Annotated in this window: 21 protein-coding genes, 1 tRNA gene and 2 rRNA genes; 9 read left to right on the top strand and 15 right to left on the bottom strand. The window is 65.8% G+C overall.

What is annotated here, in order from left to right; all coding sequences use genetic code 11:
- Nucleotides 1-111: 111 nt before the first annotated feature.
- Nucleotides 112-594: a hypothetical protein gene (locus C458_RS07880; RefSeq protein WP_008574643.1), complete on the bottom strand. Its 483-nt coding sequence runs from the start codon at nucleotides 592-594 to the stop codon at nucleotides 112-114.
- A gap of 192 nt (nucleotides 595-786) precedes the next feature.
- Between C458_RS07880 and C458_RS07875 the strand changes: the two genes are divergently transcribed.
- Nucleotides 787-1,326 (top strand): Lrp/AsnC family transcriptional regulator, encoded by a 540-nt coding sequence (locus tag C458_RS07875; RefSeq protein ID WP_008577827.1) that lies wholly within the window; start codon nucleotides 787-789, stop codon nucleotides 1,324-1,326.
- Between the two features lie 344 nt (nucleotides 1,327-1,670).
- Here the strand turns inward: C458_RS07875 and C458_RS07870 are convergent, their stop codons facing one another.
- Both C458_RS07870 and C458_RS07865 read right to left on the bottom strand, forming a co-directional pair.
- Nucleotides 1,671-1,904, bottom strand: a complete 234-nt coding sequence (locus C458_RS07870) for a hypothetical protein (protein ID WP_008574638.1) — start codon at nucleotides 1,902-1,904, stop codon at nucleotides 1,671-1,673.
- A 121-nt stretch (nucleotides 1,905-2,025) separates the two neighbouring features.
- Nucleotides 2,026-2,319 (bottom strand): winged helix-turn-helix domain-containing protein, encoded by a 294-nt coding sequence (locus C458_RS07865; protein ID WP_049896644.1) that lies wholly within the window; start codon nucleotides 2,317-2,319, stop codon nucleotides 2,026-2,028.
- A gap of 508 nt (nucleotides 2,320-2,827) precedes the next feature.
- On the opposite strand from C458_RS07865, the gene C458_RS07860 reads away from it, so the two are divergent.
- Nucleotides 2,828-3,790: a hypothetical protein gene (locus tag C458_RS07860; protein ID WP_008574634.1), complete on the top strand. Its 963-nt coding sequence runs from the start codon at nucleotides 2,828-2,830 to the stop codon at nucleotides 3,788-3,790.
- Between the two features lie 72 nt (nucleotides 3,791-3,862).
- On the opposite strand, the gene C458_RS07855 is transcribed toward C458_RS07860, so the two are convergent.
- Nucleotides 3,863-4,864 carry a lysylphosphatidylglycerol synthase domain-containing protein gene (locus tag C458_RS07855; protein WP_008574631.1) on the bottom strand — a complete coding sequence of 334 codons (1,002 nt, stop codon included), beginning with the start codon at nucleotides 4,862-4,864 and terminating at the stop codon, nucleotides 3,863-3,865.
- A 147-nt stretch (nucleotides 4,865-5,011) separates the two neighbouring features.
- Here C458_RS07855 and fer point away from each other — a divergent pair, with 147 nt between their 5' ends.
- A complete protein-coding gene (gene fer, locus C458_RS07850; RefSeq protein WP_008574629.1) occupies nucleotides 5,012-5,782 on the top strand; it encodes a ferredoxin Fer in 771 nt (256 codons plus the stop codon).
- Nucleotides 5,783-5,845: 63 nt separating this feature from the next.
- Entirely contained in the window at nucleotides 5,846-6,319 is a 474-nt protein-coding gene (locus C458_RS07845; RefSeq protein ID WP_008574628.1) for a peptidylprolyl isomerase, read from the top strand.
- Between the two features lie 79 nt (nucleotides 6,320-6,398).
- Here the strand turns inward: C458_RS07845 and C458_RS07840 are convergent, their stop codons facing one another.
- The 4 genes from C458_RS07840 to C458_RS07825 form a co-directional block, all read right to left on the bottom strand.
- Entirely contained in the window at nucleotides 6,399-7,280 is an 882-nt protein-coding gene (locus C458_RS07840; RefSeq protein WP_008574627.1) for an ABC transporter ATP-binding protein, read from the bottom strand.
- Nucleotides 7,280-8,395: an iron ABC transporter permease gene (locus tag C458_RS07835; RefSeq protein ID WP_008574626.1), complete on the bottom strand. Its 1,116-nt coding sequence runs from the start codon at nucleotides 8,393-8,395 to the stop codon at nucleotides 7,280-7,282. The genes C458_RS07840 and C458_RS07835 overlap by 1 nt, the downstream gene beginning before the upstream one ends.
- Nucleotides 8,392-9,405 (bottom strand): FAD-dependent oxidoreductase, encoded by a 1,014-nt coding sequence (locus C458_RS07830; RefSeq protein ID WP_008574625.1) that lies wholly within the window; start codon nucleotides 9,403-9,405, stop codon nucleotides 8,392-8,394. The genes C458_RS07835 and C458_RS07830 overlap by 4 nt, the downstream gene beginning before the upstream one ends.
- A 226-nt stretch (nucleotides 9,406-9,631) precedes the next feature.
- Complete coding sequence (locus C458_RS07825; protein WP_008574623.1) at nucleotides 9,632-10,168, bottom strand: DoxX family membrane protein; 537 nt, start codon at nucleotides 10,166-10,168, stop codon at nucleotides 9,632-9,634.
- Between the two features lie 123 nt (nucleotides 10,169-10,291).
- Here C458_RS07825 and C458_RS07820 point away from each other — a divergent pair, with 123 nt between their 5' ends.
- Entirely contained in the window at nucleotides 10,292-10,915 is a 624-nt protein-coding gene (locus C458_RS07820) for a GNAT family N-acetyltransferase (RefSeq protein WP_008574622.1), read from the top strand.
- Nucleotides 10,916-10,933: 18 nt separating this feature from the next.
- Here the strand turns inward: C458_RS07820 and C458_RS07815 are convergent, their stop codons facing one another.
- From C458_RS07815 to C458_RS07805, 3 genes are all read right to left on the bottom strand, one after another.
- Nucleotides 10,934-11,293 (bottom strand): hypothetical protein, encoded by a 360-nt coding sequence (locus C458_RS07815; RefSeq protein ID WP_004041638.1) that lies wholly within the window; start codon nucleotides 11,291-11,293, stop codon nucleotides 10,934-10,936.
- Nucleotides 11,294-11,401: 108 nt separating this feature from the next.
- Nucleotides 11,402-11,584 (bottom strand): hypothetical protein, encoded by a 183-nt coding sequence (locus tag C458_RS07810; protein WP_004041637.1) that lies wholly within the window; start codon nucleotides 11,582-11,584, stop codon nucleotides 11,402-11,404.
- 127 nt (nucleotides 11,585-11,711) lie between these two features.
- The gene (locus tag C458_RS07805) at nucleotides 11,712-11,909 is read right to left on the bottom strand and encodes a heavy-metal-associated domain-containing protein (RefSeq protein ID WP_004063107.1); all 198 of its coding nucleotides are present in this window, start codon (nucleotides 11,907-11,909) and stop codon (nucleotides 11,712-11,714) included.
- Nucleotides 11,910-12,041: 132 nt separating this feature from the next.
- Between C458_RS07805 and C458_RS07800 the strand changes: the two genes are divergently transcribed.
- The 3 genes from C458_RS07800 (at nucleotide 12,042) to C458_RS07790 (ending at nucleotide 15,733) form a co-directional block, all read left to right on the top strand.
- Nucleotides 12,042-12,641, top strand: a complete 600-nt coding sequence (locus tag C458_RS07800; RefSeq protein ID WP_008574621.1) for an AsnC family transcriptional regulator — start codon at nucleotides 12,042-12,044, stop codon at nucleotides 12,639-12,641.
- Between the two features lie 141 nt (nucleotides 12,642-12,782).
- A complete protein-coding gene (locus tag C458_RS07795) occupies nucleotides 12,783-15,368 on the top strand; it encodes a heavy metal translocating P-type ATPase (protein WP_008574620.1) in 2,586 nt (861 codons plus the stop codon).
- 134 nt (nucleotides 15,369-15,502) lie between these two features.
- The gene (locus tag C458_RS07790; protein ID WP_008577817.1) at nucleotides 15,503-15,733 is read left to right on the top strand and encodes a hypothetical protein; all 231 of its coding nucleotides are present in this window, start codon (nucleotides 15,503-15,505) and stop codon (nucleotides 15,731-15,733) included.
- Nucleotides 15,734-15,745: 12 nt separating this feature from the next.
- On the opposite strand, the gene C458_RS07785 is transcribed toward C458_RS07790, so the two are convergent.
- Nucleotides 15,746-16,600 carry a hypothetical protein gene (locus tag C458_RS07785; RefSeq protein WP_008574618.1) on the bottom strand — a complete coding sequence of 285 codons (855 nt, stop codon included), beginning with the start codon at nucleotides 16,598-16,600 and terminating at the stop codon, nucleotides 15,746-15,748.
- 425 nt (nucleotides 16,601-17,025) lie between these two features.
- Between C458_RS07785 and C458_RS18245 the strand changes: the two genes are divergently transcribed.
- The gene (locus tag C458_RS18245) at nucleotides 17,026-17,250 is read left to right on the top strand and encodes a hypothetical protein (RefSeq protein WP_160162992.1); all 225 of its coding nucleotides are present in this window, start codon (nucleotides 17,026-17,028) and stop codon (nucleotides 17,248-17,250) included.
- Nucleotides 17,251-17,446: 196 nt separating this feature from the next.
- Here C458_RS18245 and C458_RS07780 read toward each other — a convergent pair.
- The 3 genes from C458_RS07780 to C458_RS17810 all read right to left on the bottom strand — a co-directional run.
- Nucleotides 17,447-17,523: transfer RNA gene (locus tag C458_RS07780), tRNA-Cys, on the bottom strand.
- 273 nt (nucleotides 17,524-17,796) lie between these two features.
- Nucleotides 17,797-17,918 (bottom strand): 5S ribosomal RNA (gene rrf, locus C458_RS07775).
- Nucleotides 17,919-17,990: 72 nt separating this feature from the next.
- A 23S ribosomal RNA gene (locus C458_RS17810) occupies nucleotides 17,991-20,633 on the bottom strand; the annotation flags it as partial.

The following is a 20,633-nucleotide window of genomic DNA, read 5'->3' as shown; positions in this document are numbered from 1 at the left end:
TATACACACAGCTAATTGTTATATTAATGGACAGAGGTCGGCGTGCCAATCGCGAGAACGTCGCGGCGAGCGCGGTCGAGACCGAGGCGGAATCAGCGACCCCGCAGGCAGTTACTGCGGGAGAAACAGATCGGGTTCGGGGTGTCGAAACGAACAGCGACGACTGTTTCCGAGGTCGCTCACCGTCGTTTGAATCTCGGATTCGGTCCGGAGCGTTTCGACGAACGAAGAGTCAGTATTAGCGTCGTAAAACACGGGATAGAGGACCGCTTCCATCGTTTCCTCGGATTTCACGATGACGACGAAGATGCGAACGTTCGTGTCGCGGGCGCGGTAGACCTCGAACTGGTCGAACGCCGCATCACTCCCTGAAACGGTCGATTCGAGCGCTTCGAGTTCGGAATCCGGAACGAGGAGCCGAAATCCGGAATCGGCGGCCGCCGCCGCGTCCGTCGTGGAAACATCCCCCGGGTGAAGGACGAGCGTCCCCCAGCCGGACTCTTCGAGCTCCGCCGAGACCTCGTCGATTTCAGTGAGGATGTCGGCCCAATCCGCGAGGGCCTTGTTCGTTCGGTTGATTTTTCCGCGAACCATGTCGTCACCCTCGGTGAACGCGGAGTAAAAGTGTTTGGGGGCCGAAACGCGCGTTCTCTCGACGGCCTGCGATTCCGGTCGTCCGCCGTCTCAGACCTAGTAAACGATTCGTTCAAACTTAGTATCCGATTTGGAGATTTCGAAGAAACATTCATATATATGAAGCTAAGCGATATAACCGTGAAACTAGCAATGCCCGATTCGCAGGAGTGGATGGAGGACCCGCGCGTTGTCGAGCTTCTCGAAGACCGGATGGACAAAAAGGACGTTCTCATCTTCCGCGAGCTAAACAAAGACGGGCGAATCTCGGACACGGAGCTGGCCGACCGCGTCGGGCTCTCGCGGACGGCCGCGCGGCGGCGGCGCAAGATGCTCCAAGAAGACGGCATTCTCGAAATCTTCGCGCTGTTGGTCTTTCGGGCGGCCAACTACCCCTACGCGGAAGTCCACATCTCCTACGATAACCACGCCACGAACGACGAAATTACGGCGTTCATCGAACGACTCCTCGACGAGGGGCTGGTGTACGAGGTCGCCGAATGTATCGGTGAGTACGACCTGCTGATTCGCGTCTGGCAGTCTTCTTTGAGCAGTATCAACAGCTACGTCCGCGAACTCCTCCAAGACAGCGACGTTGCCGACAGCTACACCGTCGTCCCCATCACCGACTCGTACAAGATGTTCCACCGGACGTTCTACCGGCCGGGCGAAGAGGCACCCGACGCGTCGTGATCGAGTCGCGGGCCGCCGCGTTCGAGAATTGGGTGTAATCCGAACGGAGTTCGGCCGGAGTTCGGTCGGTGTTGTCCCGAAGTTCGGAAAAGCGCTATGTCACCGTTAGCTCATGCAATAGACGGGGAACAGAACTCCCCGCCCTGTGACGGACCCCGTCGCCGGCGCGCCGCGTCCGCCGAGCGCTGCCCCCTCGGTCGCTCGGCCGGTCGTCGGTCGCCGCGTTCCCCGTCTCCCCTACCGGCCCGGACCTCCGCACCGCCTCGGACCCGGTTGCCCTGCCACACCGGGCCGGAATCCCACCAATATTCTTTTGCGCCGCCGTCAGTCAAGCGCCTCGCAACTCAGTCGGCGGGCTCGACGTACCACGACGTACTGCGGGCGTACCCCCACCGCGAGATGTGGAGCGTCTCCGCCTCGCGCTGGAGCAACTCGACGAGCGCCCCGATTTCCTTCGAAGACAGTCCGACCTCGTCGGTGATGTGTCTGCTCTTGAAGTAGAACGCGCCCTCCGAGGCGCGCGTCGAGAGGTACTGTTCGAGTCGGTCCCGCTTGGAGGGTGCACTATCAGAACTCATAGTTCGGGGTGCGGGCCGTGAGATAAAATTCGGTTTCCGAACTTACGGCCAATTCGGGACCAGATGAGGCACAACTCTCACCGACGTTGCGCTGCGAGAGCGCCTGCGACGGGAGACGGGTTCAGGCGTCTTCGTCTCCGAGTTCGGTCTGCTCCGCGATGTCGTCCAAGAGGTCGAGATTGTCGTCCATCGCCGGCGTCAGAAAGAACAGCTTACCGTACTCCTCGCCGCTGGTGGTGAGAACCCCGTTTTCCGTGAGCATCTCCAGGTGGTGCTGGACGGTCTTGTAGTTCAGGTCGAGTTCGTTCGAGAGCTGGTTCGTGTTCATCGGACGCTCGTGCAGCGCGCGGATGATTCTCAGGCGGTTTCTCCCGCCGCGAGTCCCGCCGACGAGCCACCACAGCAGCTGCCTCATCTGCGTTCCCGTCTTGCTCCGCCGGTGTTCGTGACGTGCATCTGTCGTCGTCTGCTGGAGCGCCTGCGTTCTCGTGGCGTGGTTCGTCATGTTCGTGCGACCGGCGCGGTCGTCCCGCGGCCGACCATCGAGGGCGTGTTCGTCCCGCAGTTCGTCGAGTGCGTCATCTATCGAAGCTACTCGCGGAGCGGCGGATAACGATTCGCCAAACTCGACGCAGAGTTGCCCCCGAGAGAGGCACAAATTAGACCCAAATTCGAGGGTGACAGCGAGCGTCACGACCGCCGTCGAACGGGGGACGCCGAACAGAGACCGCGTCACGGGAAGGGACAGGCACGGGGCGAGACGGTTCGCAGAACGGATCCGGACGCGGCGGCGGGCGACGCGACTTGCCGCTCCGCAGACCGCCCGAACCAATACGTTTTAGGCCTACCTAAACAATGTGTCGAACAAGCGACGAACGGACCGCGGGACGGCGACGGCCCGCGAACCAACGCACTGAGACATCATGGTCGGCACGACACTCACCCAGATTCGGACCCACATCGAATCGCTCGCGAGCGACGACGGGACGTACGAGCTCGTCTGCGGACGGACCGGAGAGCGACCCGTTCCGGTCGACGGCCTCCGGTTCGAGGACCGCGAGACCGCCGAGGCCGCCGCACGCGCGGCGAGGAAGTATCGCTCCGCGCTCCGGCGGTACGACCCGAACGTCCCGTACTACGACCTCATCGTCTCGGAGCACGACAGCCACCCCGGCTTCGGCGGCGCGACCGCGACCGCGGAGGGCTGGGCGACCGCCGGGGCGACGCCCGGGCTCCCCGAGCCACCCTGCGACCTCGAAACCGACGCGGGCGGCCGAACGGAGTGCGCGGCCGACGGAGACCGCTCCGAACGGGTCGAGTTCTGTCACCGGGTCGCGGCGGCGGTGTTCGAGGCGCTCGTGGACGCCGACCACCGGGCGGTCGAGACCGCGGTGATGGACGCGTACTTCGACCTCGCGGAGACGATGTCCAGCGCGGACGACCTCTGTCTGCGCCTGCTGGAGAGCATGGCGACCGCGCTCCACGTCCACCTCGCGTCGGCCGAACAGGCGGACGTGTTGGAGCGCGCCGCCTCGAACCTCGCGTCGCGGCCCGGCGCGACGAAGACGCTGACGGCGACGCTGGCGGAGATGGAACGACTCGACCTCGTCGAATCGTACACCTGTTCTGCGTGGCGGTCCGGCCCGGACGCGACGACGAGGGCCGCGGAACTGACCCTCGAAGGCTACGCGCTCTCGGCGCGCGAGGGGCGGCTCCCGGTGCTCCCGGTCGTCCTCGAACTCTACCGCCGGACGTCGTCGTGGAGGCCCGTCTCCCTGCACGTCACGTCAACCGAGGACGGCTGGCACGCGACGCTGTCGGTGTCTTCCGCGTCGAGCGCGGTCGGGCTGGCGAGCGTCCCCATCCACGAGCACGCCGCCGACTGACTCGTTTTTCTCTCCTCACCTCTCCTCTCGTCTCACGTCGCCGCGACGGGGGCCGGGGCCGGTCAGTGCGCCTCAGCCCCGGACGCCGCGGAGGAATCCGGTTGCGACGCCGCCGCAGCCGAGCGAGACGAGGAGTTCGAACGTCCGCACGACGAGCACCGCCGCGGCCGCCCCCGCGGCCGGCGCGCCCGTCGTGAGGCTGAGCGCGCCCGCGAGGAGTACGTCGTAGGCTCCGAGACTCCCGGGAACGGGGACGACGCTCGCCGCCTGCGGGAGCGGGATGACGGCGACGATGGGGATGAGCGCCACCGTCGTGCCGGTGCCGGCGAGCGCGACCCAGAGCGCGAGCGACGTGAGCAGTTGCTCGAAGACGCCGCTGAGTGCGATGACGCCGAGGAGTTCCGGCGCGTCTCGGAACTGGACGACACGCTCCCAGAAGCGTTCGACCGCGCCGGCGACGGCGTCGCGGCCGAGCGGGGTTCGGCGGGTGACGCCAGTGACGACGCGAACGACCGGGGTCAGAGCCGCGACGACGATCATCGACAGCACGCCCCGCGCCCAGACGAGCGCCGCGCCGACGACCACCAGCGCGGCGACCGCGCCGGCAAGCGTCACGAGGACGAACCGGGACGCCGGCGCGTCGAGAAAGAGGACGCCGACGAGCGCGACCGACAGGAGGAGCTGCGCCGCGGATTTGACGTACTTAGCGACGCCGCGGACGCCGAGAGCCTCGCTGTAACTCGTCTCGGTCGCGACGCCGAAGAACTGCGCCATGATAGGCTCCGAACTCACCGGCCCGGCGGGGCTGAGCACGTCGAAGAAGTCGCCGGCGAACGCGAACTGGACGCTCGCCCGCGCCGAGAGCCCGCCTCGGAGGGGCCGCACCGACGCCCAGACGCCGAGGCCATCGACGGTCGCCTCGGCGAGCATCAGAACGCAGACGGCGGCGACGGCCCACGGGGCGACGGCCGCGACGCGCGAGCCGACTTCCTCCGGGCCGACGTACCAGAGGTACGCCGCAAGCGCTCCGGTGCCGAGTCCCGCGCCGACGACGAACCGAACCCCGCGTCTCACACCCGAAGCAAGCGAGGCCCGCTACAAAACCGCCGCGGCTCGCGGCCGCGCTCGGTCGTCCCCGTCACGCGCCGATTCGAGGACTAAACCACGACGAGACGGCCGGTGGCCGTGGATTTATGCTCGCGAGTTCCTACTAGCCCCGATGTGGACTCCCCGTTCGAAACGCTCGGCATCGACCCGGACGCAGACGAGGACGAACTCGTCGACGCGTACCGTCGGCGGGTGAAGTCGGCCCACCCGGACCACGGCGGGTCGGCGGAGGAATTTCAGGCGGTTCGGACGGCATACGAGGCGATTCGGGGCGGCTACGAACCCGGCGACGAACTCGAACCCGTCGACACGGACGGCCGCCGACCGACCGACGAGGGGGCGACCCGAAATGGACAACACGACGCCGATGCCGCTCGGAACGGCCACGCCGGAAGCGGGGCCGAGACCGGCGGCGAGGGCGCGGGCGGCGACGCCGACCCGGAGCCAGAACCCGAACGGCGTGGGGCGCGAGTCGAGTTCCTCGATTACGACGTGGTCACCGAGCGCGGCTGGTCGCTCACCGACGACGACCTCTTCGAGAAAGCCGCCGAAAGCGGCCTCGACGGCGACGCCTACGGCGAGGTGTTCGTCGAGCCGCGGACCAACCTCCTGAAGGCCGCCGAGGACGCCGGCCACAGTTGGCCGTTCGCCTGCCGCGGCGGGGCGTGTGCGAACTGCGCGGTGGCGGTCGTCGCAGGCGAGGTGAAGATGCCCTCGAACCACATCCTCTCCGAGGAGATGCTGGACCAAGGCGTCCGGCTGTCGTGTATCAGCCTCCCGGTGACCGACGACCTGCAAGTCGTCTACAACATCGAACCCCTCCCCGGCCTCGACGAGCTTCGGCTCCCTCCGCAGCACGCCCGGAAGATGAGTACGGGTCGGTGACGCGAACCCCCGGTAGGATGCCTCGATGACGACTTTTATGCGCGTCCTCCGCCGACCCCCGCTATGGCAATCGAGTCGGGAGACCGCGTCGCGCTCGCGTACGTCGGACGCTTCGAAGACGGGACCGTCTTCAACACCTCGCGGTACGAGGTGGCGGTCGAACACGGCCTGTTCGAGGCCCAAGAAAAGGACCGCGACGACTACGCCCCTCAGACGTTCGTCGTCGGCGCGGGCCAGATAATTCAGGGCCTCGAACAGGCCGTCGTCGGGATGTCGGCCGGCGAGGAAGCGACCGTGACCGTCCCGCCGGAAGACGCCTACGGCGAGTTCGACCCCGACCGAATCCGAACCTACGACCCCGAGACGTTCGAGGGGATGGTCGGTGAGACGCCCGAGGTCGGCCTGCACGTCCACGCCGAAAACGGGCTTCACGGCGACGTGACCGCCGTCCGCGACGACGAGGTCGAAGTCGACTTCAACCACGAGCTCGCGGGGAAGACGCTCGTCTTCGACATCGAAATCGTCGCCGTCCAGTAGGTGCACCGGGCGGTCGGAGTAGTCGTGACGAGGCGATAGAACCGAACTGAACTGAGCGGCGAGAAAGAGCGTCGAACCGTTACAGCGAGCGCTTCGGGACGATTTCCGGGTCGGGCGAGTAGTTGACCGCGGCCTCGACGCGGAACACGTCGGCGAGGAGTTCCTCGGTGACGACCTCGCGCGGCGGCCCCCAGTCGTACAGCTCGCCGTCCTGCATGGCGACGAGGTAGTCCGCGAACCGCGCGGCCTGCGCGATGTCGTGGAGGACGACCGCGACCGTCACGCCCCGTTCTTCGTTGAGTTGGCGGACCGTCTCCAGCACGCGGAGCTGGTGGTGTAAGTCGAGGTACGTCGTCGGCTCGTCGAGGAGGAGCACGTCGGTGTCCTGTGCGAGCACCATCGCAATCCACGCGAGTTGGCTCTGGCCGCCCGAGAGGTTGCCGATCTGCTTGTCGCGGATGTGCTCGACGCCGGCGAGGTCGATGGCGCGCTCGACCGCCTCGTGGTCGTCGTCGCTGACCTGCTCGAAGAAGCTCCGGTGCGGGTACCGGCCGTGGTAGACGAGGTCCTCGACGGTGAGCGACGTGGGCGAGTCGTGCTGTTGGGAGAGCATCCCCAACTCGCGGGCGAACGCCTTGTCGTCGTACTCGCTGATGGATTTCCCGTCGAGGTAGACGTTCCCGGTGTCGGGTGAGAGCTGTTTGGCGAGCGACTTCAGGAGCGTGCTCTTGCCGGAGCCGTTCGGCCCGACGAGCGCCGTGATTTCGCCGCGCGGGATGTCGATGCGGTCGCACTCGACGACCGGCTCCTCGCTCGTCGGATACGAGAGTTCGAGCGCGTCGCCGGCGAGCGCGCTCTCGCGGTCGGAGTCGCTTTCGACGCGCTCGTTTCCGCTCGTATTCGCGTCTGTTTCGCCGTGTTGTGCCATCTGTTGGGGGTTCTCTGGTTGCTGGTTCGACATCACACTTCACCGATGTTCTGCTGTTTGCGCATGAGGTAGAGGAAGTACGGCCCGCCGACGAGGCCCGTGACGACGCCGACCGGGAGCTGAATCGGGTTGAGCGCGAGGCGCGCGCCCACGTCGGCGGCGACCATCAGCGCCGGGCCGGCGAACAGACAGCCGACGACGAGACGCTTGTAGTCGCTGCCGACCACGTTCCGCACGAGGTGCGGGACGACGAGGCCGACGAAGCCGACGATGCCGGCGACGGCGATGCTCGCCGCGGCCGCGAGGACCGCGACGCCCGAGAGGGCGAACCGGACCTTCTCGATGGACATCCCGAGCGAGCGGGCGGTCTGCTCGCCGAGGAGCAGGACGTTGAGCTGGCGGGAGCTTCCGAGCGCGAGCGCGACGGCGATGATGGACCACGGGAGGGCCATGCGGACCTGCTCCCAGTCGGTGCCGGTGAGCGACCCGGTCGTCCACGCGATGGCCGATTGGACGACGCCGATGTCGTCGACGAAGAAGAACAGCCCCGTCTGGAGGCTCTGGAAGACGGTGCCGACGATGACACCCGCGAGGACGAGCCTGACCGGCGAGGTGCCGTTTTTCCACGCGATGAGGTAGACGAGGACGAACGCGAACATCCCGCCGAGCGCCGCCAGAAGCGGGAGGTACGCCGCGAGTCCCGAGAAGACGACGAGCGTGAGGAGAATGAGCAGCCCGGCCCCCGACGAGACGCCGAGGATGAACGGACTCGCCAGTTCGTTCCGGGTGACCGCCTGGAAAATCGCGCCGGAAATCGCGAGGTTCGCGCCGACGAGGATGGCGACGAACACCCGCGGGAGCCGGATGTTCCAGACGATGAGCGTCCGGCGGCCGAGTTCCGGCAGTTCGCCGCCGAGGAGGAACACCTGCCAGACCTGCGGGTCGAAGATGACCGCCGGGTCGAAGACGGCGCGCCACGCCTCGCCGATGGTCATCGAGAACGCGCCGAAGCTGACCTGCACGAGGCCGCCGGCCACGACGACGACGAGGCTGGCGAGGCAAAGCGACACGAGCGAGCCGTCAATCCACCCGAACAGCCGGGTCAGCACCGACCCGGAAGACTGTTCGGTCGGCGTCGTCCCGCTCACTGCTCGACACCTCCGAGTTCGCGCCCGTCGAGGTAATCAGCGAGCGCCTCGTCGGGAAGCGCGTCGAGGACGCGTTCGGTGCCGATGGTCTCGACGAGTCGCCGGATGCCGCGGGGTTCCGCGGCCTCGACCTCGTGGTCGGTCCGGCGGGTGTCGAACGCCCGGTCGATGTAGGACTCGCGGAGTTCCGCGAGGCGCTCGTCGTCGAGGTCGGCGTCGTCCGGGACCTCGCCGTCGAACCACTCGCGCCAGCGGTCGCGGTCGCCCCACTCGCCGTGGAACTCGGCGTCGGCGCGGAGCCAGTCGTAGTGGGCCGCGAGGTCGCCGGGGAAGCCGCGCTCGCGCCGGCGGTCCTCGATGAGACACCGGGCGACGTGACCGCCCTGTCCGGCGGCGATGCCGACCTGCGCGTTCCGGTCGCCCGAGGGTGCGGCGACGTACAGTCCCTCGACCGGGGTCCGCCCGTCGTCGTCGGCGTAGTCGGAATCGAAGTGCTCGTGGACCTCGCCGTGGTGGTCGTGCTCCTCGAACATCGCGTCGTCGTCGTCGAGGCCGCGGAGGTAGTCGCCGTCGTACCACGCGGCGGCGACGACGTGGTCGGCCTCGACCCGGCGACCCTCCTGCGTGCGGACGACGAAGCGCCGAGCGTCGGCGTCGAACGCGTCCGACTCATCCCTGCTCGCACCCGCGTTCTCGTCGGCCTCACTCGCGTTTCCACCCGCATCGTCGCCCGGTCGCTCGACCGAGACGACCATGTCCGCGACATAGTCCGCGCCGACCTCGGCGAGGTGTTCGTGCATGAGCGCGGTGAACGTGTCCACGCCGATGCCGGCGGGGAAGCCGAGGTAGTTTTCGAGGTACGCACACCGACGCAAGGCGGCGTTCCCCCGGTCGAACACGACGGTGTCGAGGCCGTACCGCGCGGTGAAGACGGCCGCGGCGCATCCCGTGGGACCGCCGCCGACGACGACCACGTCCGCCGAGTCGAGTTCGGTTCCTTGGTCGGTCACGGCGCAGACCGCCCCCGTGAGAACAACCCGCGAGCGACGTGGTCGAAGTCGGCTCCGTCTTCGTTCATACGTTTTAGGCGTCCCTAATACAATAAACCACTTTCGGATTTTAGGGACTCCTAAATCCACCGACACGCGAGAGACGGTTCGAAGAGGCCTGAGACGCGGGAATCTTCGGAAACACTGTCCGAGAGAAACGGTAGCCGAGCGCGGCCGGAACGCCCCCTCAGCCGAGGAGGTACCGGAGCTTCGGTCGCTGGCGGACGAACTCCATCTCTTCGAGGTACGCGTCGAGGCCGAGGATGCGGCCCGTCGCGAGCGCGCCGACCACGAGGAACATCACGAGCCCCAGCAGGTCGCCGTTGACGAGGCCGTGACCCCACTCGGCGTTGCCGAGGTAGAAGAACGTCATGAGGAACGCGCCCCCGGCGGCGGCGAGGCGGACCGCGGCCCCGACGACGAGCCCGAGGCCGATGAGCGTCTCGCCCAACGGGACCATGACGTTCGTGAATTCGAGCAGCACCGGCGTCTGGCCGACCCACGCGAGGAACGCGTGGACCGGGCCGGGCGCGCCCGTGGTGCCGTTGACGAGCCAGCCGGCCGCGTTAAACGGCTCGGCGCCGAGGTACTTCGTCACCCCCGCGTGGAGGAACCAGTACCCCGTGACGAGGCGGGCGAACACGAGCACGTAGCCGGTGACGCCCTCGGCGTAGTCGAACTCCATCCGGTTCCCCAGCATCTCGATTTCGCCGGTTGCGGCCATCGTCCGTCACCTCACATGTGAAGCGTGGACCGCCGGGACGTTATAAATCCGGACCGGTTTTCGAATCCTCGGAAACTGGGAATCGGCGGCCGCCCTCAAGGGTCGCGCTCGCGCCGTTCCCGTATGGGAGAGACGGACGTTGACCGGCCGAGCGGCGCGAGTGGTTCCGACGGCTTCTGGGACGCGAGTCGGTGCGTCGGGACGCCGCAGTGTCCCCCTCGGTGCCCGCGGTTCGTCAGCAAAGACGGTCGTGGCCTCGTCGTCCGCCCGTACGACGACGCCGACCGAGACGCCCTCGCTGAGATGTACCGCGACTACGACCCCAGCGCCCGGTCGATGGGGCTGCCGCCGGCGGAGGGGCCGCGCATCGCCGAGTGGCTCTCGGCCCTCGTCGACCGCGGCCGCAACTTCGTCGCCGTCGCCGACCGAGGTATCGTCGGCCACGCCGCGTACGTGGCGAGCGACGACCCGGAGCCGGAGCTCGCGGTGTTCGTCCACCAGGACAGCCACGACCGCGGCATCGGGACCGAACTGTGTCGCCACGTCGTCGCGGACGCCGCCGACGCCGGGCGCGAGGCGCTCGTCCTCCACGTCGCTCCCGATAATCAGCGGGCCGTCCACGTCTACCGCGAACTCGGGTTCGAGACGGTCAGCTCGGACGGCGCAGACACGAAGATGCGTCTCGACCTGACGCCGCCGGTCCCGCCGGCCGCACGGCCGACGACCGGCACCGGAAATCGAGGGTGACCGGACTCCCGGCGAACCTCACTCGGGCGCGATGACGACGCCGTCCTCGTCGGCGTGGTCCATCGACACCTCGTGTCGCGTGTGGCGGGCGTGCGTGCGGGCCCACCGGCGGGCGCTGGCCTCGGAGAGGAACTGTTCGCCGTCGGGACACTGTCGACAGCTGACGACCCACGGCGAAACGTCGTCCGGGAAGTGTCCAGTGTGGCGGCGGTGGTCGAGCGCGAACTGCTCGACCGACTGATTTCCCAGTTGTAGCTCGTCGAGTTCGTAAGAGAGGTCCCACTCCTCGCCGCACCGCGAACACGAGACGGTGGGCGTGTCGTCTATCGGGTCCGTCGGGGAGTGCGTGCGGAAGTCGTCGTCGCTCGGGGGAGACACAGGCGGGGTTAGAACCGCGGCCTCTTGTAACCGTCTGCACCCGAAGCGAGAGATAACGGGCTGACATGTTTCGCAACCGACGCGGACGGTGGTCGCCGTCCGAGGCGCTCAGTCCGCGTTCGTTTCCCAGTCTCTGACCAGCGCGACGGCGAAGACGGTCAGCAGGGCGGCGATACCGGCGTTCCGCGCGAAGTCGCCGGTGTCGCCGGCGGCGAGTCGAACGACGCCGAGCGCGAGGAGGAGTCCGATGACGAGCGCGAACAGGACGGTCGCCCACGACCGCGCGTGCATGGTCGAGCGTAGCGGGTCGCCGGCTAAAACGGTTCAGGTCGGCGCGTCGAACCGACTCGTCGGTCGCGCCGTCCGGTCGTTCGAGTCGTCGGTTCCGCTCGCGCGGGCCGGCCCAACTCGTCCGGGTTCAGGCGCTCGCGTCGTAGCCCGCGTCTTCGACGGCCGCGACGAGGGCGTCGGTGTCGGCGTCGCCCTCAACGGTCGCGCGCTCCGCCTCGCGGTCGGCGGTCGCGTCTTCGACGCCGTCGACGCCGGCGAGGGCGTCGGCGACGCGCTGTTCGCAGTGTTCGCAGGTCATTCCGGTGACGGTGAGCGTAGTCGACATACGGTTCGAGGTAGGGGCTTCTCGATTTAGTGGATTGTCCTTTCGAGAGTTCGATTACCACTCCGATTCGACTTTCGAATCGAAAGCCGGGCGCGAGGAACACCTATGACATCGTGTCCCCTATCGGGATGCATGCGCGCGCTCGACGAAACCGACCTCCACATCCTCGAACTCCTCGCCGAAGACGCCCGTCGCCCGTTCAGCGATATCTCCGCCGAAGTCGGTCTCTCCGCGCCGGCGGTCTCCGACCGCATCGACCGCCTCCGCGAGGAGGGCATCATCCGCCGCTTCACCATCGACCTCGACCAGTCGACGCTCTCGGGCGGGACGCCCGTCCTCGTCAGACTCTCCGTCCGCCCGGAGTTCGTCGACGAGGTCCGCGATGCCCTCCGCGCGGCCGACCCGGTCCAACACCTGTTCGTCGCAGCGGACGGGGAGGTGACCACCCACGCCCGACTCGACGGGGGGTCCGTCCGCGCCCAGTTAGACGAACTGGTCGATCTCTCGCGGGTCCGCGACTACGAGGTGAGCCTCGTGGAGTCCGCCGAGTGGACGCCGACGGTCAACGGGACCGGCTTCGCCCTCGAATGCGCCGAGTGCGGCAACACGGTGACCAGCGAGGGCGAGAGCGCCCGCATCGGCGGGTCACTCTACCACTTCTGCTGTTCGTCCTGTCTCGGCCGGTTCGAAGACCGATACGACCGCCTCGAAGCCGGCGCGAACGACGACTGACCGGGCGGGCGGCGGTCGGGTGACGCTGGCGGCGACTGAGTATCGGAATCGGCGGTTTCGAATCCAAAGCTCCGCCCCGCTCCGACGTTCGGTTCTGAAGGGGAAATCGAGGTAAGCAAGGGGCACGTACGTCTAGGTGAGATGAGTAGCCGAACGGCCCACTTAGACATCCGCGGGATGAGCTGCGCGAACTGCTCGCGCACCGTCAGCGAGGCGTTGGCGGCGCTCGACGGCGTGGCGAGCGCCAGCGTCAACTTCGCCACCGACGAGGGGTCGGTGGAGTACGACCCCGAGGAAGTATCGCTCGGCGAGCTATACGACGCCATCGAGGACGCCGGCTACGAGGCGCTCTCGGAGACCCGAACCATCGGCATCACCGGGATGAGCTGTGCGAACTGCGCCGACGCCAACCAAAAGTCGCTGGAGTCGGTCCCGGGCGTCGTCGCCGCCGAGGTCAACTTCGCCACCGACGAGGCGCACGTCACCTACAACCCCGCCGACGCGAGCCTCGACGACATGTACCGGGCGGTCGAGGACGCCGGCTACACGCCCGTCCGCGAGGACGACGGCGACGACGAGGGAGACGCGGAGGACGCCCGCGACGCCGCCCGCAACGAGGAGATTCGCCGGCAGAAGCGCCTGACGCTGTTCGGCGCGGCGCTGTCGCTCCCGCTTCTCGCGATGCTCGCGGTCGAACTGTTCGGCGGCGGCCTTCCCGAGACGATTCCCGGCACGGGCGTCCCCGTCGGCTGGGTCGGCTTCGCGTTCGCCACGCCGGTACAGGTCTACCTCGGCCGCGAGTTCTACGAGAACTCCTACACGGCGCTCGTCCGGAACCGCACCGCCAACATGGACGTGCTCATCGCCATGGGGTCGTCCACCGCGTACGTCTACTCCGTCGCCGTCCTCGTGGGACTGCTCGCCGGCAGTCTCTACTTCGACACCGCCGCGCTCATCTTGGTGTTCATCACGCTCGGGAACTACCTCGAAGCGCGCTCGAAGGGACAGGCGTCGGAGGCGCTCCGGACCCTTCTCGAACTCGAAGCCGACACCGCGACGCTCGTCGACGACGACGGGACCGAACGCGAGATTCCACTCGACGAGGTCGAGGTCGGCGACCGCATGAAGGTCCGCCCCGGCGAGAAGATTCCGACCGACGGCGTCGTCGTCGACGGCGACTCCGCGGTCGACGAATCCATGGTCACCGGCGAGTCCGTCCCCGTCTCGAAGGCCGACGGCGACGAGGTCGTCGGTTCGACGGTGAACCAAAACGGCGTGCTCGTGGTCGAAGCGACCAAGGTCGGCTCCGAGACCGCAATCCAGCAGATAGTCTCGCTCGTCAAGGAGGCGCAGGGCCGCCAGCCCGAGATTCAGAACCTCGCGGACCGCATCTCGGCGTACTTCGTGCCCGCGGTCATCGCCAACGCCCTCCTGTGGGGCGTCGTCTGGTTCCTCTTCCCCGAGGCGCTCGCGGGCTTCATCCGGTCGCTCCCGCTGTGGGGACTCGTCGCTGGCGGTCCCGTCGCCGCCGGCGGCGCGGTCTCGACGTTCGAGTTCGCCGTCGTCGTCTTCGCGTCGGCCGTGCTCATCGCCTGCCCCTGCGCGCTCGGCCTCGCGACCCCGGCCGCGACGATGGTCGGGACGGCAATCGGCGCGCAAAACGGCGTCCTGTTCAAGGGCGGCGACGTGCTCGAACGCGTTAAAGACGTGGAGACCGTCGTCTTCGACAAGACCGGCACGCTCACCAACGGCGAGATGACGCTGACCGACGTGGTCGCCGTCGGCCCCGCCGCCGACGGCTCCGGCGTCGTCACCGCCGACGACGAGACGCTCGACGAGGACGCGGTCCTCCGGTACGCCGCCTCGGCCGAGCGCAACAGCGAACACCCGCTTGCCCGCGCCATCGTCGCCGGCGCGGCAGACCGCGGCCTCGACCTCGCGGAGCCGGACGACTTCGAGAACGTCCCCGGCCACGGGGTTCGCGCGACCGTCGACGGGAAACCCGTCCTCGTCGGTAACCGCAAACTCCTCTCGGACGCGGGCGTCGACCCCACGCCGGCCGAGGACGCGCTCCGCGACCTCGAAAGCGACGGCAAAACCGCGATGCTCGTCGCGGTCGACGGCGACCTCGCGGGCGTCGTCGCCGACGCGGACGAAATCAAGGCGTCGGCCGCCGACGCCGTCGCCTCGCTCCGCGACCGCGGCGCGACCGTCCACATGATTACCGGCGACAACGAGCGGACCGCCCGCGCCGTCGCTGAACAGGTCGGCATCGACCCCGAGAACGTCAGCGCCGGCATCCTCCCCGAAGACAAGGCCGACGCCGTCGAGTCCCTGCAGGCCGACGGCACGAGAGTCATGATGGTCGGTGACGGCGTCAACGACGCGCCCGCGCTCGCCGCCGCGTACGTCGGCACGGCGCTCGGCTCCGGCACCGACGTGGCTATCGAGGCCGCCGACGTGACGCTCATGCGCGACGACCCGCTCGACGTGGTGAAAGCCATCCGTATCTCCGCGGGGACGCTCGCCAAAATCAAGCAGAACCTGTTTTGGGCGCTCGGCTACAACACCGCGATGATTCCGCTCGCGTCGCTCGGCCTCCTCCAGCCGGTGTTCGCCGCGGGCGCGATGGCGCTGTCGTCGGTGTCCGTTCTCACGAACAGCCTTCTGTTTCGGAGCTACACGCCGGACCACGACTACCGCTTCCTCGACTTCCTGCGGCGGTAGGACAGGGCTCGTTCGACGCGTGCGACCGTCACAACCCCGTCCGCCTCAACCCACAGTTCCGAACCGTTCCGCCGCCTCATTCCGTGCCGCCGGTTCGCCGTCTGGCTTTTCTCCTCGCGCATCGATGCTCTCGGATGATGAGTCGTCGAACCCTCGCGTGGACGGCGTCGTGGCTCCCGCTGGCCGTCGGCGCGTTCCTCGTTCTCGTCGGTCTCGGAACGCTCGTGGGAGCCCCGTGGCGCTACGCCGCCAGCGAGTCGGTTGTCGTCGTCGCGGCGTTCCAGATACTCGGGTCGCTGTCGGCTATCGCCGTCGGAGTCGGAGTCGCGTGGCTCGAAGCGACCGGGGCGCGCGAAAAACGGTGACGGACGTGGCGTTCAGTACCGCGACGGGAGGAACGCCATACCGGTGAGGAGAACCACCGTGGTGAACGAGACGATAGTGACGCCCCAGAGGCCGTTTTCGGTCTCGTGGAAGTGGTCGATTTCTGACAGCTGCGTCTGGTAGCTGTCGTAGTTCTGCGTCAGGACGAGCGTCTCGCCGTCCGGGAAGTACGCGAGGTACTGCTGGTCCGAAATCGTCACGTTCGCCTCGTTGTCGACGGCGACCGTGTTCTCCTCGGGGGCGAACCACTCGATGGTCACGCCGGAGGTCTCGACGGCGGCGACGGTGACAGACTGGTTGTTGTAGTCGAAGGAGTCACCCTCGGCGACGGTGCGCGTCTCGTTGGCCGGGAAGTACTCGTCGACCGAGACGAGCGTCGAGTCGTTGACGACGACGTAGCGCTCGCCGTTACGGGTGACGGTCTCGTTGTCGGCGTTCGAGTCCGCCTGGAGGATTGCAGTCTCGTTGTACAGTTCGACCAGCGTCGCCTCGCTGGGGTCCGAGACGTTGGCGATTTCGACACGGTAGTCCGTGCCGTCGAGCGTGACGGTGCTCTCGTTGTCCCACGTCTCCGTGTACCGGGCCGAATCGTTCACGTACGTGAGTTCACCGGAGCGGACCAGTGTGGTCCCACCACCGTGGCCGCCCGACTCCTCCTCTTCGGTTATCGACGACACTGTGTACGTCTGGTCGCTACCGGGGACGGAGAACTCGTCTCCCTGTGCCAGCGAGTACTCTGGGTTCTCGAAACTGACCGACGGCGTCGATGCAGTCGCGATGAGCGAGTATGCACCGGCACCGATGACCAGGAAGAACACGACGGAGATGACCGCGGCGCGTCGTTGCATGGTTTCGGCATGGGCCACGCGGCGTATAACGATTACTTTTCCTCGGAGCGTGTCACCGCGTCGCGCGACCGCCGGCGGCGACTCTCACCCTCAATACAGTGGGCCGGCGGGCACTCGCGGCCGCGGATTGACGCGACTTTTGAATCTGTCGGCCGAACGGGCGTGTCACGAGTTACGGATCGGCCGTCCGGCGACGCCGACCGGGGGGAAGCCGTGACGCGCGAGGAGACTACGCGATAGAGCGGTGGGCGTTCGCCTCCGGTTCGACTTCCTTGACGCGCTCGACGGCGCGCGTCCCGACACCGTGACCTGACCGCCGCGGTCCTCGTCCTCGATGGCTGCGACTACACCACGCCGCTGACGGGGCGGCGGTTCGTCTCTCCGTTCCGCGCCGTCCGCGACGCTGCCGCCGACGTGCTCAAGAGATGTTCGACGACCCGCGAACGAGCGGCGACACGGTGATGAGCAGAAGGACTCACGAAGATGACTCTCAGAGACGTGTACGTGCAGTCGGGAAAACCGACGACGGACGCTCGTATCTCACGACGGCAGCCGAGTCCGTACCGACGGCGGTGCTCGAAGGTCGATGTCACCGACAGCACGCCGGGTCACTCCGCGGAGTCGGGAACGCAACCGAGGCGCTCGCCTAACCCCGGCGCGCCACGACGGTCTTTTGCTCCGTCAAAGGGGTTCGAGCGCGGGAGACGGCGCTCGACGCCCTTGAGGTCGTACGCGAACTGGGCGACGATGACGCACGCCCTCGAAACACGACCCGTGCGATAGCATCGCCACTCACTGATTCGACGACGGGACGCGTCGCTCGCGGGCGTAACGTCCGAAAGGAAAAGCCAAGGGCCGGATTTGAACCGGCGGGGGTTCCGCTCTGCAGGCGGATGCGTTGGGCCGAACTCTGCCACCTTGGCGCAGTTACTGGTATCCCGGTCTTGTGCTTAAGCCTGACGGTGTGCGACCTGAGTCGGGCGTTTTCGAGACTCTGCCCGACGCAGTCGCTCTGTGTATGCGTGTGCGACCGTGCGTGCCGCTCTGCATAAAATGAATAAAGCCCACTGGACGCGGTGTCCAGTGGGCTTTGTGAAGTATGAGTGGGGGCGGCGAACTGGATTTCCCAGAGGATCGCTCACTCCAGTACNAAAGCCCACTGGACGCGGTGTCCAGTGGGCTTTGTGAAGTATGAGTGGGGGCGGCGAACTGGATTTCCCAGAGGATCGCTCACTCCAGTACTGACCAGAACGCAGGTGAGCTTAACTTCCGTGTTCGGGATGGGTACGGGTGGAACCTCACCGCTCTGGCCGCCTTAATGCCGATCAACGGAATCGAACCGTTGCCATACCAATATCGGTCGGGCCGTCTTACCAATGTGTTCGTGCAATCCAGTTTGCGCCTGGACCCGTTCTCGGGTCTCAGTGCGTATGAATGTGGCTTGGACNCCCCGAGTCTATCGAACTCGTCTTCTACGAGTGTCCTCAGTGGAACTTCTTTTCCGTGTGGGTTTCGAGCTTAGATGCGTTCAGCTCTTACCCCGTGGTGCGTAGCTGCCCGGCATCTGCCCTCTCGGACAACCGGTACACCAGTGGCACCCATTCGTAGTTCCTCTCGTACTATACGAACGTTCACGTCAAGTTCCTTAACACCCCCAATAGATAGCAGCCGACCTGTCTCACGACGGTCTAAACCCAGCTCACGACCTCCTTTAATAGGCGAACAACCTCCCCCTTGCCTGCTTCTGCACAGGCAGGATGGAGGGAACCGACATCGAGGTAGCAAGCCACCGGGTCGATATGTGCTCTTGCCGGTGACGACTCTGTTATCCCTAAGGTAGCTTTTCTGTCATCTACGGGTCCCATGAATGAACCTCGTAGGTTCGCTAGACCACGCTTTCGCGTCAGCGACACTCGTTGGGAATGTCACTGTCAGACTTCCGTTTGCTCTTGCGCTCTTCCACGAGTTCCCGACTCGCGTGAGGAAATCTTTGGGCGCGCTCGATATCTTTTCGAGCGCGTACCGCCCCAGTCAAACTGCCCGGCTACCGGTGTCCTCCGCCAGGAGTGAGAGTCGCAGTCACTAACGGGTAGTATTTCAATGTTGCCTCGGTGGCCCGCTGGCGCGGGTACCTGTGTAACGGCTCCTACCTATGCTGCACATTAGCGACCACGTCTCAGCGACAGCCTGCAGTAAAGCTCTATAGGGTCTTCGCTTCCCCTTGGGGGTCTCCAGACTCCGCACTGGAACGTACTGTTCACCGGGCCCAACGTTGGGACAGTGACGCTCTCGTTGATCCATTCATGCAAGCCGCTACTGAAGCGGCAAGGTACTACGCTACCTTAAGAGGGTCATAGTTACCCCCGCCGTTGACGGGTCCTTCGTCCTATTGTACTAGGTGTTCAGATACCCGCACTGGGCAGGATTCAGTGACCGTACGAGTCCTTGCGGNCCCCCGCCGTTGACGGGTCCTTCGTCCTATTGTACTAGGTGTTCAGATACCCGCACTGGGCAGGATTCAGTGACCGTACGAGTCCTTGCGGATTTGCGGTCACCTATGTTGTTACTAGACAGTCGGAGCGTCCGAGTCACTGCGACCTGCTCGGTCAAGAGCAGGCATCCCTTATCGCGAACTTACGGGACTAACTTGCCGAATTCCCTAACGTCGGTTGATCCCGACAGGCCTTGGCTTGCTCTGCCAGCGCACCTGTGTCGGATCTCGGTACGAGCTTCTTGCTTGTCTTTTCACGGGCTCTAGGTACCGCCGAGTTTCCCTGTCTCACCATTCGTTCGCTTCGTGCCGTTACGGCTTCCACGAAGTTCGGTGATTCGACGGGGCGAAGGCCCCGCTCGGTGTTTCCTAAAGCGTCGACGTTTGGTGCAAGAAGGTACTGGAATATTAACCAGTTTCCCTTTCATCTAATTCGAATTACGGTTAGACTTAGGATCGACTAACCCTCGGCTGATTGACAGTGCCGAGGAACCCTTGCGCGTAAGGCCGTCGGGGTTCACACCCGACTCTCGCTGCTACTGAGACCATGATTTTCGTTGCTGCACGGTCCACACGAGNCCCGTGCTTCCACCCATGCAGTATGCCAACCTACGGAATCGTGTCGTATGACACGCCGCCAGGTCTCGGAGGTGGATTTGAGTCCCGATCATTTTCGACGCCTCGAACCTCGGCCGGTAAGCTGTTACGCTATTCTTAGAGGGTAGCTGCTTCTAAGCTCACCTCCCGGCTGTTTAGGGCTCGAGACAATCTTCAATCACACTTAATCCACACTTTGGGTCCTTAACCTGGCTCTGGGTTGTCTCCCTCACGGTGCACAAGCTTACCCCGCACACCGGACTCCCTGAGTCTACGACGTTCGTAAGTTCGGAGTTTGACAGGGAAGCGAACTCCTCTCGGAGTCCGGATTCCCAATCGGTCGCTCTACCTCACGAACTATCTCATCAGAGGTCATGCTTCGACATGTTTCGGTTGGAACCAGCTGTTGCCAAGTTCGATGGGCCTTTCCCCCCTACACCAGAGTCACGAGAGGGTATTGTAGGACACCAACTCTAACGGGCCTCCACGCAGCTTTCGCCACGCTTCGCCCTGCTCCGGCGTAGATCACTTGGTTTCGGGTCGCATCCGGTTGGCTCCCCGCCCTTGAAGACGGTGGCCCTGGTCAAAGACTGCGGCCGTATCGGTTTCCCTATGCCTCCGGGGGTTCTCCCCTTAGACTCGCCAGTCAGATGCACTCCATGGTTCGTTTTTCAAAACGCACGACGTAACATCGGCTTCACTCGAGTCATACTACGGGATCGCTCCCAGTTCTTTCGTCGAGTGACCTTGTATGCCACGTCGCTCTATCGCCAACTGATTTCAAGCCCTATTGCACCGCCCTGTTCGGGGTGCTTTTCAGCGTTCGCTCACGCTACTTGTTCGCTATCGGTCTCGAGGAGTGTTTAGTCTTCGCAGTTGATGCCTGCGAGATTCACGAGGGATATCCAACCCCCGCTATTCTGGAACAACCCCGGGATCTGGTTC

Origin of the sequence: Haloferax sp. ATCC BAA-644 (genome assembly GCF_000336975.1) — an archaeon.
Classification (GTDB): domain Archaea; phylum Halobacteriota; class Halobacteria; order Halobacteriales; family Haloferacaceae; genus Haloferax; species Haloferax volcanii.
This window is presented reverse-complemented; position numbering and strand designations above follow the sequence as displayed.